This is a genomic window from Bradyrhizobium sp. 170, assembly GCF_023101085.1.
Lineage (GTDB): Bacteria > Pseudomonadota > Alphaproteobacteria > Rhizobiales > Xanthobacteraceae > Bradyrhizobium.
The window spans coordinates 4,201,008-4,213,105 of record NZ_CP064703.1; the positions used below are offsets into that span (position 1 = coordinate 4,201,008).

Here is a 12,098-nt window from a genome sequence, read left to right on the forward strand (position 1 = left end):
TGGAAACCGGTTCGCATGAAGAAAACGCGTCAAGGATAGTCCGCCCATGAGCTTCTCGAGTGCAGGTTATCAGTTGCTGCCGGTGCTGCCGGAGCTGGTGCTCGCCGTCGGCGCCATGGCGCTGCTGATGCTCGGCGCCTACCGTGGCGGCAAGGCGACGACCAGGCTCGTCACCACCCTTGCGGTGGTGCTGCTGGTCGTCACCGGCGCGCTGGAGCTGATGCTGCCGGCCGGCAAGCTCACGACTTTCGGCGGCAGCTTCATCGTCGATGACTTCGCCCGCTTCCTGAAGATCCTTGCGATCATCGGTTCGGCGGTGACGCTGATCCTGTCGACGGAGTTTTTGTCCGATCCGTCGCGGCGCATTTTCGAATATTCGATCCTGGTGCTGCTTTCCACGCTCGGCATGATGGTGCTGATCTCGGCCGCCGACTTGATCATGCTCTATCTCGGGCTCGAGCTGATGTCGCTCGCGCTCTACGTGGTCGCTGCTTCTAACCGCGACAACGCCAAGTCCACCGAAGCCGGCCTGAAGTACTTTGTGCTCGGCGCGCTGTCCTCGGGGATGCTGCTGTACGGCGCCTCGCTGATCTACGGTTTCACCGGCACGGTCGATTTTGCGGGTATCGCGGCGGCGGTGAAAACCGGCAGCGTCGGCATCGTGTTCGGCCTGGTATTCCTGCTGGCCGGGCTCTGCTTCAAGGTGTCCGCCGTGCCGTTCCATATGTGGACGCCCGACGTCTATGAGGGCGCGCCGACGCCGGTCACGGCGTTCTTCGCCTCCGCGCCGAAGGTTGCAGCACTTGCGGTGTTCACCCGCGTGACGCTGACGGCTTTCCCCGGGATCGTCCCGCAATGGCAGCAAATTCTCGTGTTCGTCGCGATCGCGTCGATGGCGCTGGGTTCGTTCGCCGCCATCGGACAGAAGAACATCAAGCGCCTGATGGCCTATTCCTCGATCGGCCATATGGGATTCGCGCTGGTCGGGCTTGCCTCCGGCACGGTGGAGGGCGCGCAGGGCGTGCTGGTCTATATCGCGATCTATGTCGCGATGACGCTCGGCACCTTCGCCGTGATCCTGTCCATGAAGCGCGCCGGCCAGCCGATGGAGCAGATCAGCGATTTTGCAGGCCTGTCGCGCACCAATCCGCTGCTGGCCTTCTTCTTCGCCATGCTGCTGTTCTCGCTGGCCGGCATTCCGCCGCTCGCGGGCTTCTTCGCCAAATGGTACGTGTTCGTGGCCGCGATCAAGGCCGGTCTGTTCACGTTGGCCGTCATCGGCGTGCTCACGAGCGTCGTGGGCGCGTTCTATTATCTGACCATCATCAAGGTGATGTATTTCGACGAGCCGGCCGGCGAGATCGAACCGATGCGGATCGAACTGCGCACGGTGCTGGCGGTCGCGGGTATCTTCAACATTTTCTTCTTCGTCTACCCGGGGCCGCTGGTCAGCGTCGCCACGGCAGCGGCGAAGTCGCTGTTCCCAGGATGACCTTTACGCTCGGTCCCAAAGCCAGATCGGCGGGCTACGGCCTCGCCGCCTTCGACCAGATCGGTTCGACCAACGCCGAAGCCATGTCTCGTGCCCGCGATGGCGAGCGCGGTCCGATGTGGTTCGTGACAACGGAGCAGACAGCGGGCCGAGGCCGCCGGCAGCGCGCCTGGATCGCGCCGCGCGGCAACCTCGCCAGCAGCATTCTCGAAGTCACGGACGTCGCTCCCGGCGTCGCGGCTACGCTGGGTTTTGCCGCAGGGCTGTCGCTTGAAAGCGCGTTGCAAAGGCTCAGCATCGAAGCCAATTTGCGGCGGGCCGGCGCGGAGCCTCTGAGATACGGCCTGAAATGGCCCAACGACGTCATGGCGGACGGGCAGAAGCTCGCCGGCATCCTGCTGGAGGCCGAGGCCGTGGCGGGCAATCGCCTGGCCGTGATAGTCGGCATCGGCACCAACGTCATTGCCGCGCCTGAGGGCACGCCGACGCCGGCGACCTCGCTGGCCGCGCTCGGCGTCAACGTCGGCGCAGAGGAAGTGTTTACGGCGCTGTCGGAGGCCTGGGTTGAATTCCGCGGCATCTGGGACAATGGCCGTGGCTTTGCCGAGATTCGAAGGCTATGGCTGGAGCGTGCCTTTGGTCTTGGCGAGCGGGTTGCAATCCAGACCGGAACAGCGACCGTCGAAGGCGCGTTCGATACCATCGATGAAACCGGCTGCCTGATCGTCCGCACGGCCGAAGGCAAGCGTATTCCGATCGCCGCGGGCGAGGTCTATTTCGGCGCCGCGGCGTCAGTGGGAGCGGCCTGATGGCGCGGCCGGATGAACTGACCTTTGCGCCGCTCGGCGGCGTCGGCGAGATCGGCATGAACCTGTCGATCTACGGGCTCGGCAACCGCAACCAGCGGTCATGGCTCGCGGTCGATCTCGGCGTTTCCTTCGGCGACGAGGAGCATCTGCCGGGCATCGACCTGATCATGCCCGACATCCGCTTCCTGGAGAAAGAGCGCAAGAACCTGATGGGCCTGGTGCTGACGCATGCCCATGAGGATCATTTCGGCGCGATTATGGACCTCTGGCCGAAGCTGCAATGCCCGATCTATGCCACCAAGTTCAGCGCCGCTTTGTTCGAAGCCAAATGCGCCGCCGAGCGCAATCCGCCGAAGATACCCGTGACCGTGGTGCCGTCGGGCGGCCGGGTCAATCTCGGGCCGTTCACCGTCGAATTCATCCCGGTCGCGCACTCAATTCCGGAATCGCATGCGCTGGCGATCCACACCTCGGCCGGCACCGTGCTCCACACCGGCGACTGGAAGATCGACCCGACGCCGATCATCGGTCTTCCCACGGACGAGCGGCGCCTGCGCGAACTCGGCGATGCCGGCGTGCTGGCGCTGGTCGGGGATTCCACCAACGCGGTGCGGGAAGGGCGCTCGCCCTCGGAAACCGAGGTTGCCGCCACCATCGCCAAGCTGGTGAAGGGCGCCAAGGGCCGGGTCGCCGTCACCACCTTTGCCTCCAACGTTGCGCGCGTGAAAGCGGTGGCGGATGCCGCCAAAGCCGCCGATCGCGAGGTGGTGGTGGTCGGCCGCGCCATGGAGCGCGTGGTGCAGGTCGCCCGCGAGACCGGCTATCTCGACGGCGTGCAGAATTTCCGCGGCGCCGATTATTATGGGCATTTCCCGCCGGACAAGGTGCTGGCGCTGTGCACCGGCAGCCAGGGCGAGCCGCGCGCCGCGCTCGCCCGCATCTCCAATAACGACCATCCGCAGGTGACGCTGAACAAGGGCGATACCGTTATCTTTTCCTCGCGTACCATCCCCGGCAACGAGAAGGCGGTCGGCGGCATCATCAACGGGCTGATAGTCCAGGGTATCGAGGTCATCACCGACCGCAACGATCTCGTCCACGTTTCCGGCCATCCGCGCCGCGACGAGCTGCGCGACATGATCTCATGGGTACGTCCCCAGATCCTGATCCCTGTCCATGGCGAGGCGCTGCATCTGGCCGAGCACGCCAAGCTGGCGCGCACCGCCGGCGTGCCGAAGGTGCTGACCTGCCGCAACGGCGATCTGGTCAAGCTCGGACCGGGCGATCCCGCCATCATCGACGAATTGCCGTCGGGGCGGCTCTACAAGGACGGCAATATCCTGGAGGATTCCAAATCCCGCGCCGTGGTCGAGCGGCGCCGGATGGGATTTGCCGGCTGCGCCTTCGTGGCGATCGCCATGACCGACAAGGGCGAACTGGCTGACGATCCCGAGGTTGATCTCGTCGGCATTCCCGAGAAGAATGCGGCCGGCGAGGTGATCGACGAAATCGTGTTCGATACGGTGGTTTCGACGGTGGAAAACCTGCCGCGGGCGCGGCGGCGCGATGCGGACGCGACTGCGGAATCGGTGCGCCGCGCGGTGCGGGCCGTCATCAACGAGCAGTGGGGCAAGAAGCCGATTTGCCTCGTTCATGTGCTGACGGTTTGAGGTAAAAAGGGCGTCGTCAGGCGAGCTGGCGGGCTCTCGTCGGGAAGACGCAGGAAGCAGGGAGTGGAGTAGTCATGCTGGGCCGGCTCAATCATGTCGCGATCGCGGTCAAGGATGCGGAAAAGGCTGCAAAAATCTATGGCGGCGCGTTCGGCGCCGAAATCTCCGGCGCGGTGCCGCTGCCGGAGCATGGCGTCATCACCGTGTTCGTGACGCTGCCCAACACCAAGATCGAGTTCATCCAGCCGCTCGGCGAGGCCTCGCCGATCGCCAAGTTCGTCGAGCGCAACGCCGACGGCGGCATCCATCACATCTGCTACGACGTGCCCGACATCATCGCCGCGCGCGATACCCTGATCGCGCAGGGCGCGCGCGTGCTCGGCGACGGCGTGCCGAAGATCGGCGCGCATGGCAAGCCGGTGCTGTTTTTCCACCCGAAGGATTTTTCCGGCGCGCTCGTCGAAATCGAACAGGCTTGAACCCCGATGGCCTACAGCATCTCCACCGCGCTTGCGATCTACTTCGTGCTCTGGTGGGTCGTGCTGTTCGTGACGCTGCCGTTCGGCGTCCGCAGCCAGCATGAGGACGGCGAGGGGGCTCCCGGCACCGATCCCGGTGCGCCGGTCATGGCGCGGATGGGCTACAAGCTGCTCTGGACCACGCTGATCTCGGCTGTGGTTTTCGGCATCGGGATGTGGGCGTATCACCAAGGCTATCTGAACATCGAGCGGCTGTCGAAGCTGATGGGGCTGCCGTTCTAGGATCGAGCACAATGCTGCGCAGCGCAATTCCAATGATTTTGCTGCTTGTATCGGTCGGCGGCCAGGCTGTCGCGATGGATCAATCCGCCATGGAGGAAACCAATTGTCTGATGGCCTGCGACGCCAATCAGGAAAATTGCGGAGCCGGACAGGCGCCGTTCAGGACGAACCGTTCCGTTGCCGCACACCGGGAAATCAAGGCGTCTCCGGTCCCCGGTCTTCGCCGGACAACCGGGCTCTCAACGACTTATGAAGGAACACTGTCTCGTTCAAACGAGGGCAAGCGTTAGCTTGCCGGGGGGACTGGAATGACTATTCAAAGAATTTTGCTGGCGCTCGTGGTGCTGCTCGCCGCCGGCCTTGCCGGATCGTTCTATATGAACTGGAAGACGCTGGGGCAGCTTCGGACGGTGAAGGCCTTCGTCGAGAGCTCGGTCTTCGCCGACGCGGTGGCGGCCTGCGAGCGGGCGCAGAGCACGACCCCGTTCAAATGGACCGGCGGCAAGCAGACCGCCGTCATTGGCGTGAGTTCGGTCAAGCTCAACAAAGACACGATCATCCCAAGCTACACGCTGGTCGCCGACAGCGTCTTTTGTGACTATGATCCGATCAAGAAGAAAGCCGACATCGGATCGAACTTCCTGGAACGGGAAACATTCTAGGGTCAGCGCCGCGCCACTGACGAAAGCTCTGGCGAGACCTGAGTCCGGGCGTTTAGATCATCGCTTGCGGGCCACAATGTAGGGGCGTTGGTCCTTGCCCTTGCTGGCGTGGCTTTCCCTGACAAGGACGTCGAAACCCGCGTCAATGATCAGCCGCTCCAGCGCGGACGCGCCGAGGGAGCTGACATGCGGCGCCTTTCCGATGGCTCGCATCGCGGGTAGCGCGAGCAGCCGGATCAGCGGGTTCATGTCTCCCAGGCAAGGCGTTTTCGAGATGAACAGGCCCCCAGGCTTCAGCAGGACATGGATGCTGCGCAGCGTGCCCGGCACGTTGCGCACCAAGTGCAGATAGTTGAAGCCCAGAACGGCATCGAACCGGCCTTCTTCGTGGACCAGTTCTTCGGCGGTCGCGGTGCGAAAGGAAAGCGCCGGGATCGACTCGACCGCGAGCTTCTCTTCGGCGATGGCGATCATTCCGCCGGAAATGTCCGTCGCGAGATAGCTCCGCACGCCATCCGCAAGTCGCAGCGCCGTCGTTCCCGTGCCGCAGCCCAGTTCCAGCACACTGTCTCCAGGCTGCAGATGGGCGCGCGCGCGTTCGAGCGTGCGCTCGTATCCGTTCGGATCCGCGATGCGGGATCTGGCGTATCCGCGGGAAGACCTGTCCCAGAAACGGGCGTCGCTTGTGATGCTCATGTGCCGTCCACCTTTTCCGCGAGCTTACTATATGCGTCAGACAGGGAAACCTGGCTGCCAGCGGCCGGGTGCAGGAGATCGGCGGGCGTGTCAGCATCTCGGCCACCGACACTTTTTCTGCCTATGTCCTGCCCGAGATCATCGCGCGCATCAGATCGACCGCCCCGCAGATCACGATCATGATCGTGGCCTCCAACGAACTCAGCGATCTGCACCGCCGAGAGGCGGACATAGCCATTCGCCATGTGCGTCCCGATCGGCCTGGGCTGATCGGTCAGCATATCCGCGATACCGAGGCGGGATTCTATGCGTCGGAGGACTGGATCGCCCGCCATGGCATGCCTGCGGAACCGGCCGATGGCGAGGGCAGATATGATCGGTTTTGACGATGCCGTGCGCTTTTCGGGCTATCTTGGTGGGATCGGCATTCCGATGGACGCCGCCGACTTCCGGCTGATGTCGGATTCCGGGGTCACGGTCTGGGAGATGGTCAATCGCGGCCTGGGTGTCGCCGCCATGCTGCGCGAGGGTGGCTGACCGGACACCGGGAGTGAGAAGGTTGGTGCCGGACATGGCACCGATCCCGGTCCCGATCTGGCTGGTCACCCACCGGGACCTGCAATCCAGCCCCCGCATCCGGCTGATGCAGAGTATCCTGGCCGAGGAACTGTCCCGGATGTAGGTGCACGTGAGTTCGTAGATGCCGTCGGAAGAAGCCGCAGCGATCATCGGCCTGTACCAGCGCAAGGCGCGGGACTGGATCGAGAGTCGCGCGCGTACCGGCCTGTTTGAAAAACCCTGGCTCGACCGTTTCCGGGCGCCGCTGCCGCCTTCCGGCCCCATCCTCGATCTCGGCTGCGGATCCGCCGAGCCAATGGCCGCGTATCTGATCGGGCTTGGTCATCCCGTCGTTGGGGTGGACTCATCCCCGGCCATGATCGAGGTCTGCCGAGGGCATTTTCCCAAGCAGGAATGGATCGTCGCCGATATGCGCAAGCTTGCCTTGCAGCGGAAGTTTTCCGGCATCCTTGCCTGGGACAGTTTCTTTCACCTCTGCCACGACGACCAACGCCAGATGTTTCCGGTGTTTCGCGAGCACGCGGCGCCGAACGCGGTGCTGATGTTCACAAGCGGCCCTGCGCATGGGGAGGCGATTGGGAGTTTCGAAGGCGAGCCGCTGTATCATGCGAGCCTCGACCCGGCCGAATACCGTTCATTGCTCGATCGGAACGGGTTTCGCGTGGTGTGGCATGTCGTCGAGGACCCCGACTGTGGCGGCCATACTATCTGGCTCGCGCAGCTCATTTGAGACGGTGGGGCAAATGCGGACGGTGAACGCTGGTCGCTGACAGCGTTTTGCGACTATGATCCGGTCAAGAAAAAGGCCGATATCGGATCGAATTTCCTGGAACGGGAGTGAGCCGCGCCTCCCGCACCGGTACGGGGGGCGACAGCAATGAGTTCACAGCATCGATCGTCGGCTGGTCCCCGGCCGGACGAATACCGAATTCTTCATGAAGCTGATTTGCGGGATTACCTCGCAGGGCTTTCCGCGGTCGCCGCCCGGCTTGGCGGCGCACCCGCGTCCTGGACGATCAGCGAGGTCGGCGACGGCAACCTCAACCTCGTGTTCATCGTCAAGGGGGACGCGGGCGGCATCGCCGTCAAGCAGGCGCTGCCCTACGTGCGCCTCGTCGGCGAAAGCTGGCCGCTGCCGCTGTCGCGCTCGCATTACGAATATCTGGCGCTGACGCATCAGGCGCGGCTGGCGCCCGGTCTGGTGCCGGCGGTGCTGCACCACAACGAGGCGCTCGCGCTCGTCGTCATGGAGTTGATCGAGCCTCATATCATCATGCGCAAGGGGCTGATTGCCGGCACGCTCTATCCAGGCTTTGTCGGGGACATCGCGACCTTTCTGTCGCGCACGCTGTTTTTCTCTTCCGACCTCGCGATTCCTGCTGCCCGGAAGAAGGAGGGGATTGCGGCGTTCGCCGGTAACCACGCGCTCTGCAAGATCACCGAAGACTTGATCTTCACCGATCCCTACCGCGTGACCGAACAAAACCGCTGGACACAGCCCTGGCTCGATGCGACAGCGGCCGCCTTCCGCGAAGACCTCGACCTTCATGTTGCGATCTCGCGGCTGAAACTGAAATTCCTGAACGCACCGGAAGCGCTGATCCACGGCGACCTCCACACCGGCTCGATCATGGTGACGGAAGGCTCGACTGTCGTGATCGATCCCGAGTTCGCGTTCTACGGCCCGATGGGGTTCGATCTCGGCGCGGTCATCGGCAATCTCCTGATGAGCTATCTGGCCTCCGCCGGTCATGAGCATTCGCCGGGCGAACGGCGGCTGTTCGAGGTCTGGGTGCTGGAAACGATCGAAAACGTCTGGACGGAGTTCGCCCACGAGTTCCTCGAGCTCTGGCGCACGGAAGCGCACGGCGACGCCTATCCAAAAACGCTATTTGAAAGCGAGGCGGGCGCGGCGCGGCTGGAGGCTGAGCGGCACGCCTACATGGAACGGCTGTTCCAGGACACGATCGGGTTCTCGGCCGCAAAAATCATCCGCCGCATTCTGGGGCTGGCGCACAACATCGATTTCGAATTGATCGAGGACCCGAAGCGACGGGCGGTCTGCGAGGCGCGGAGTTTGCGGCTGGCGCGGGCGATGATGGTGGACCCAGGCGCGTTTCGCACGATCGGCGCCGTGACGAAAGCGGCGCGGGACGTTCGGGAGTGGCAGCCGGATTTTTCCGGGTAGGGCGCGTCAGTCCGGCATGGCATGAAAATGCACATTGGCGCCAACCTGCATCAAGGAAAAATAGGCACCGTCCGCAGTCAGCACGCCCTTGTGTCCGTCTTCTTGGAGGCTTGCGACGAGTTGCTTGAAGGCGCCTGTCGCGTTGCTCCTGTACCTCGGGGCATACGTCGCCATGACGCTGGTTGCGATATTCGCGAACTTCGGATCAGTTGGACGGCTCTTCTCGCCAACGAGAAGTATATGTGATGTTCCCGGGCCTTGACCCATCGGACCGTTAATCGAAACCAGCACGCCATCAAGTTCGAATTCGCAACCTCGATAGAGTTTGGTTGTCTTGCAGTTCATTTCCAGAGCGCGTTGGGCAAATCCCAATTCCCGATACGTCTCGTTCAACATCGAGCTAAAATCATCCGGCGCACGGTCAAACGGTCCGGCCGATGCGACGCTAGCAACTGCGCTCGACAGTGCAATTAACAGGGCTTTTACTTTCATTCTTTTTGCGTTTTGCCGTTGTTGACCCGGCGGCTGTTACAAGCCGAAGAGATGCATTGCAAGATACTAATGCCGGTGATCCAACGGTTCCGGTTGAGTACTCATCAGCGCGCCGGGGGCCTAGCGGTGAAGCATGCAAGGCCCGAGCAATTTTAGGGCCGTTCCAGAAATGGACCCGTCCGGTTCTGGCCGTGGCCAGTGCTACTCCACAGCCCGCTCCCGCAATCTCTGCGCATAGACGTTGATGATCAGCGCCGCCAGCAGGATCAGGCCACGGATCAGGATCTTCAAAAAACTGTCGATGTTGACGTGATCGAGGCCGTTGTTGAGGACGCCGAGCACGAACAGGCCGACGATGGTGTTGCCGATGCCGCCGCGGCCGCCAAAGAGGCTGGTGCCGCCGACCACGACGGCGGCGATCGAATCCAAAAGATAACTGTCGAACTCGTTTTGCTGCGCGCTGCCGAAATGCGCTACCCCGAGCATGCCGCCGATGCCGGCGCACACCGCCGAGATCACCATGACGCTGCCGAGGATGAGCTTGACGTTGAGGCCGGAATATTCCGCCGCCTCGCGGTTTCCGCCGACCATGTAGACGTAGCGGCCGAAGCGGCTATAGGTCAGCACCAGATGGCCGCCGAGCAGCATCAGGGCTGCCACGATCACGATCCAGGGAATGCCGCCGATCGATGTCGACCCCAAGGTCGTCACCAGCGGCGGCACCTTGTAGGCGATCTGCCCGCGCACCAACAGCGCGGATATGCCGGCGGCGATCTGCATCATCGCCAGCGTCATGATGAAGGAGGGGATGCCGATCACCGTCAGCCCGAACGCGTTGACGAGGCCGAGCAGGGCGCACAGCGCCAGCGCCAGCAGGATCGCGGCCCATCCGGGCATCGGGACGTTGGCGATGTTGACGTAGGATTCCTGCAGCGTGAAATAGGCGACCGCAATGCCGGTAACGTTGGCGATGGCGGCGATCGAAAGATCGATTTCGGCGCACAGGATCACGAAGGTGAGGCCGACGGCGATGATGCCGGTGACCGAAATCTGGGTCAGGATGTTGCCGAAATTGTCCAGCGTCGCAAAGGAGGGGCTTGCTGCCGCGAAGAAGCTGAACAGGCAGATCAGCGTCAGGAACGGCGCGATGTTGCGCATCTGGGAGCGCAGCATCGCGGCGATCCCGCGAGGCCGTTTCCGATCCGCGGCGACTGTCACGCTTTCACTTGAAGTCATGTCGGTCTCCTCACGCCGCTTCCAGGAGGCGGTCCTTGCTGATCTGTTCGTTGGCAAACTCCCGCACGACAGCACCGCGCTTGAGCACAATGACGCGGTCGGCAAGCGACAGCACCGTCTCGGGTTCGGTGGAGAGAACGATGATGGCGAGTCCTTTTGCGCGCAAATCCCTGACGATGTGGATGACGTCGTTCTTGGCGCCGACATCCATGCCGCGGGTCGGCTCGCACAGCACCAATAGCCGCGGCGGATAGCTCAGCCACTTCGCCAGCGCCACCTTCTGCTGGTTGCCGCCCGACAGCATGCCGAGGTCGAGATCCACGGCCGCCGGGCGGATCCGCAGCTGCTCGACCTGCCGATTGGCGATCGCTCGTTCGCGAGACGGCTTGAGCAGCAATGATGAGATGCGATCGAGGATGCTGATCGAGACGTTCTTGTAGACCGGTTCCTGCAGGAACAGCATGTCGCGCCGGCTCTCGGGCACGAAGGCGATCCCGGCGCGTCGGGCGCCGGCCGTGCTGCGGAAGGCTTTTTGTTCTCCGGCGATCGCCAGCGAGCCCTGGTCAGGCCTGAGCTTGCCGAACAGGATCCGCGCCAGCTCGAGCTGCCCGCATCCCATAAAACCGTAGATGCCGAGCACCTCGCCGGCGCGGGCCTCGAACGAAACCTCGCGCAGGCGGCCGGCCAGCGTCAGCCCGCTTGCGTTCAGCACCACTGGTTGATCCGTCGGCGGCGGCAGCATGATGTCGTGGATATAGGTCTCTTCCAGCGCCTCGCGGCCCTTGCCGATCATCGCCTCGATCATGGCCGGCTTGCTCGTCTCCGACGCGGCGGTCTCCGCGACCTTCCTGCCGTTGCGGAACACCGTCACGGTGTCGGAGACGCGCAGGATGTCCTCGATGAAATGCGAAATGAAGACGATGCTGGTGCCTTCGTCCCGCAGCCTTTTCAGCGTCGCGAACAGGCGCTCCACTTCGGGCGGCGACAGCGCCGAGGTCGGCTCATCGAGGATGATGATGCGGGCGCCCGAGGACAGCACGCGGGCGATCTCGATCAGTTGCTGCAGCCCGATCGGCAGGTCGCCGAGCCGCGACATCGGATCGACATCGATACCGAACCGCTTGAGCTGCTCGCCGGCCTCCCGCGCCATGCGCCGCCATTGCACGAAGCCGAGGCGGTTGGTCGGCTGGCTGCCGAGAAACACGTTCTCGGCCACCGTTAGATCAGGCGCCACGCTGAGTTCCTGATGGACCATCGCGATTCCGGCCGCGTGCGCGTCGCGCACCGATCGAAAGCGGGTCTCCCTTCCGTCCAGCACGAACCGGCCGGAAAAATCCGCATGCACGCCGGCGATGATCTTCATCAGCGTGCTTTTGCCCGCGCCGTTCTCGCCGACGAGACCATGGATCTCGCCGGCGGTCAGCGCGAAGTCGACACCACGAAGCGCCTCGACGCCGCCAAAGGCCTTCGTGATGTCGTGCAGTTCGAGGATGGGCTGCTGTCCCCTGGACAT

General features: G+C 63.4%; 16 protein-coding genes. 12 read left to right on the forward strand and 4 right to left on the reverse strand.

Translation table 11 applies throughout. From position 1 onward, the window contains the following. The first annotated feature begins 46 nt into the window (after positions 1-46). The 7 genes from nuoN (at position 47) to IVB05_RS19420 (ending at position 5,394) form a co-directional block, all read left to right on the forward strand. Positions 47-1,492 (forward strand): NADH-quinone oxidoreductase subunit NuoN, encoded by a 1,446-nt coding sequence (nuoN, locus tag IVB05_RS19390; RefSeq protein ID WP_247786200.1) that lies wholly within the window; start codon positions 47-49, stop codon positions 1,490-1,492. Beyond that, positions 1,489-2,301 (forward strand): biotin--[acetyl-CoA-carboxylase] ligase, encoded by an 813-nt coding sequence (locus tag IVB05_RS19395; protein ID WP_247786201.1) that lies wholly within the window; start codon positions 1,489-1,491, stop codon positions 2,299-2,301. Before nuoN ends, IVB05_RS19395 begins: the two co-directional genes overlap by 4 nt. Then, the gene (locus tag IVB05_RS19400; protein ID WP_247786202.1) at positions 2,301-3,971 is read left to right on the forward strand and encodes a ribonuclease J; all 1,671 of its coding nucleotides are present in this window, start codon (positions 2,301-2,303) and stop codon (positions 3,969-3,971) included. Before IVB05_RS19395 ends, IVB05_RS19400 begins: the two co-directional genes overlap by 1 nt. Positions 3,972-4,045: 74 nt before the next feature. Then, positions 4,046-4,450 carry a methylmalonyl-CoA epimerase gene (gene mce, locus IVB05_RS19405; protein WP_247786203.1) on the forward strand — a complete coding sequence of 135 codons (405 nt, stop codon included), beginning with the start codon at positions 4,046-4,048 and terminating at the stop codon, positions 4,448-4,450. 6 nt (positions 4,451-4,456) lie between these two features. Next, positions 4,457-4,732, forward strand: a complete 276-nt coding sequence (locus tag IVB05_RS19410; RefSeq protein WP_214491674.1) for a DUF1467 family protein — start codon at positions 4,457-4,459, stop codon at positions 4,730-4,732. Between the two features lie 11 nt (positions 4,733-4,743). After that, positions 4,744-5,022 carry a hypothetical protein gene (locus IVB05_RS19415; RefSeq protein WP_247786204.1) on the forward strand — a complete coding sequence of 93 codons (279 nt, stop codon included), beginning with the start codon at positions 4,744-4,746 and terminating at the stop codon, positions 5,020-5,022. 18 nt (positions 5,023-5,040) lie between these two features. Beyond that, the gene (locus IVB05_RS19420; RefSeq protein ID WP_247786205.1) at positions 5,041-5,394 is read left to right on the forward strand and encodes a hypothetical protein; all 354 of its coding nucleotides are present in this window, start codon (positions 5,041-5,043) and stop codon (positions 5,392-5,394) included. 57 nt (positions 5,395-5,451) lie between these two features. Here IVB05_RS19420 and IVB05_RS19425 read toward each other — a convergent pair whose 3' ends face one another. After that, a complete protein-coding gene (locus IVB05_RS19425; RefSeq protein ID WP_247786206.1) occupies positions 5,452-6,090 on the reverse strand; it encodes a class I SAM-dependent methyltransferase in 639 nt (212 codons plus the stop codon). A 68-nt stretch (positions 6,091-6,158) separates the two neighbouring features. On the opposite strand from IVB05_RS19425, the gene IVB05_RS19430 reads away from it, so the two are divergent. The 5 genes from IVB05_RS19430 to mtnK all read left to right on the forward strand — a co-directional run bounded on the left by IVB05_RS19430 (position 6,159) and on the right by mtnK (position 8,857). After that, positions 6,159-6,476: a LysR substrate-binding domain-containing protein gene (locus tag IVB05_RS19430; protein ID WP_247786207.1), complete on the forward strand. Its 318-nt coding sequence runs from the start codon at positions 6,159-6,161 to the stop codon at positions 6,474-6,476. Next, positions 6,463-6,627, forward strand: a complete 165-nt coding sequence (locus IVB05_RS19435) for a hypothetical protein (protein WP_247786208.1) — start codon at positions 6,463-6,465, stop codon at positions 6,625-6,627. Before IVB05_RS19430 ends, IVB05_RS19435 begins: the two co-directional genes overlap by 14 nt. Positions 6,628-6,640: 13 nt before the next feature. Further along, positions 6,641-6,772 carry a hypothetical protein gene (locus IVB05_RS43535; RefSeq protein ID WP_256473406.1) on the forward strand — a complete coding sequence of 44 codons (132 nt, stop codon included), beginning with the start codon at positions 6,641-6,643 and terminating at the stop codon, positions 6,770-6,772. Between the two features lie 18 nt (positions 6,773-6,790). After that, the gene (locus tag IVB05_RS19440) at positions 6,791-7,399 is read left to right on the forward strand and encodes a class I SAM-dependent methyltransferase (RefSeq protein WP_247786209.1); all 609 of its coding nucleotides are present in this window, start codon (positions 6,791-6,793) and stop codon (positions 7,397-7,399) included. A gap of 147 nt (positions 7,400-7,546) precedes the next feature. Next, a complete protein-coding gene (gene mtnK / locus IVB05_RS19445; RefSeq protein WP_247786210.1) occupies positions 7,547-8,857 on the forward strand; it encodes an S-methyl-5-thioribose kinase in 1,311 nt (436 codons plus the stop codon). Between the two features lie 6 nt (positions 8,858-8,863). On the opposite strand, the gene IVB05_RS19450 is transcribed toward mtnK, so the two are convergent. From IVB05_RS19450 to IVB05_RS19460, 3 genes are all read right to left on the reverse strand, one after another. Continuing rightward, on the reverse strand, positions 8,864-9,349 hold the full coding sequence (locus IVB05_RS19450) for a hypothetical protein (protein ID WP_247786211.1): 486 nt from the start codon (positions 9,347-9,349) through the stop codon (positions 8,864-8,866). A gap of 201 nt (positions 9,350-9,550) precedes the next feature. Next, positions 9,551-10,585, reverse strand: coding sequence for an ABC transporter permease (locus IVB05_RS19455; RefSeq protein ID WP_247786212.1), 1,035 nt, complete (start codon positions 10,583-10,585; stop codon positions 9,551-9,553). 10 nt (positions 10,586-10,595) lie between these two features. Beyond that, positions 10,596-12,098, reverse strand: coding sequence for a sugar ABC transporter ATP-binding protein (locus IVB05_RS19460; protein WP_247786213.1), 1,503 nt, complete (start codon positions 12,096-12,098; stop codon positions 10,596-10,598).

What these genes read in the sequence shown, in the direction of transcription:
- nuoN (WP_247786200.1), top strand. Translation starts at nt 47, where the DNA reads ATGAGCTTCTCGAGTGCAGGTTATCAGTTGCTGCCGGTGCTGCCGGAG.
- IVB05_RS19395 (WP_247786201.1), top strand. Translation starts at nt 1,489, where the DNA reads ATGACCTTTACGCTCGGTCCCAAAGCCAGATCGGCGGGCTACGGCCTC.
- IVB05_RS19400 (WP_247786202.1), top strand. Translation starts at nt 2,301, where the DNA reads ATGGCGCGGCCGGATGAACTGACCTTTGCGCCGCTCGGCGGCGTCGGC.
- mce (WP_247786203.1), top strand. Translation starts at nt 4,046, where the DNA reads ATGCTGGGCCGGCTCAATCATGTCGCGATCGCGGTCAAGGATGCGGAA.
- IVB05_RS19410 (WP_214491674.1), top strand. Translation starts at nt 4,457, where the DNA reads ATGGCCTACAGCATCTCCACCGCGCTTGCGATCTACTTCGTGCTCTGG.
- IVB05_RS19415 (WP_247786204.1), top strand. Translation starts at nt 4,744, where the DNA reads ATGCTGCGCAGCGCAATTCCAATGATTTTGCTGCTTGTATCGGTCGGC.
- IVB05_RS19420 (WP_247786205.1), top strand. Translation starts at nt 5,041, where the DNA reads ATGACTATTCAAAGAATTTTGCTGGCGCTCGTGGTGCTGCTCGCCGCC.
- IVB05_RS19425 (WP_247786206.1), bottom strand. Translation starts at nt 6,090, where the DNA reads ATGAGCATCACAAGCGACGCCCGTTTCTGGGACAGGTCTTCCCGCGGA.
- IVB05_RS19435 (WP_247786208.1), top strand. Translation starts at nt 6,463, where the DNA reads ATGATCGGTTTTGACGATGCCGTGCGCTTTTCGGGCTATCTTGGTGGG.
- IVB05_RS19440 (WP_247786209.1), top strand. Translation starts at nt 6,791, where the DNA reads ATGCCGTCGGAAGAAGCCGCAGCGATCATCGGCCTGTACCAGCGCAAG.
- mtnK (WP_247786210.1), top strand. Translation starts at nt 7,547, where the DNA reads ATGAGTTCACAGCATCGATCGTCGGCTGGTCCCCGGCCGGACGAATAC.
- IVB05_RS19450 (WP_247786211.1), bottom strand. Translation starts at nt 9,349, where the DNA reads ATGAAAGTAAAAGCCCTGTTAATTGCACTGTCGAGCGCAGTTGCTAGC.
- IVB05_RS19455 (WP_247786212.1), bottom strand. Translation starts at nt 10,585, where the DNA reads ATGACTTCAAGTGAAAGCGTGACAGTCGCCGCGGATCGGAAACGGCCT.
- IVB05_RS19460 (WP_247786213.1), bottom strand. Translation starts at nt 12,098, where the DNA reads ATGTCCAGGGGACAGCAGCCCATCCTCGAACTGCACGACATCACGAAG.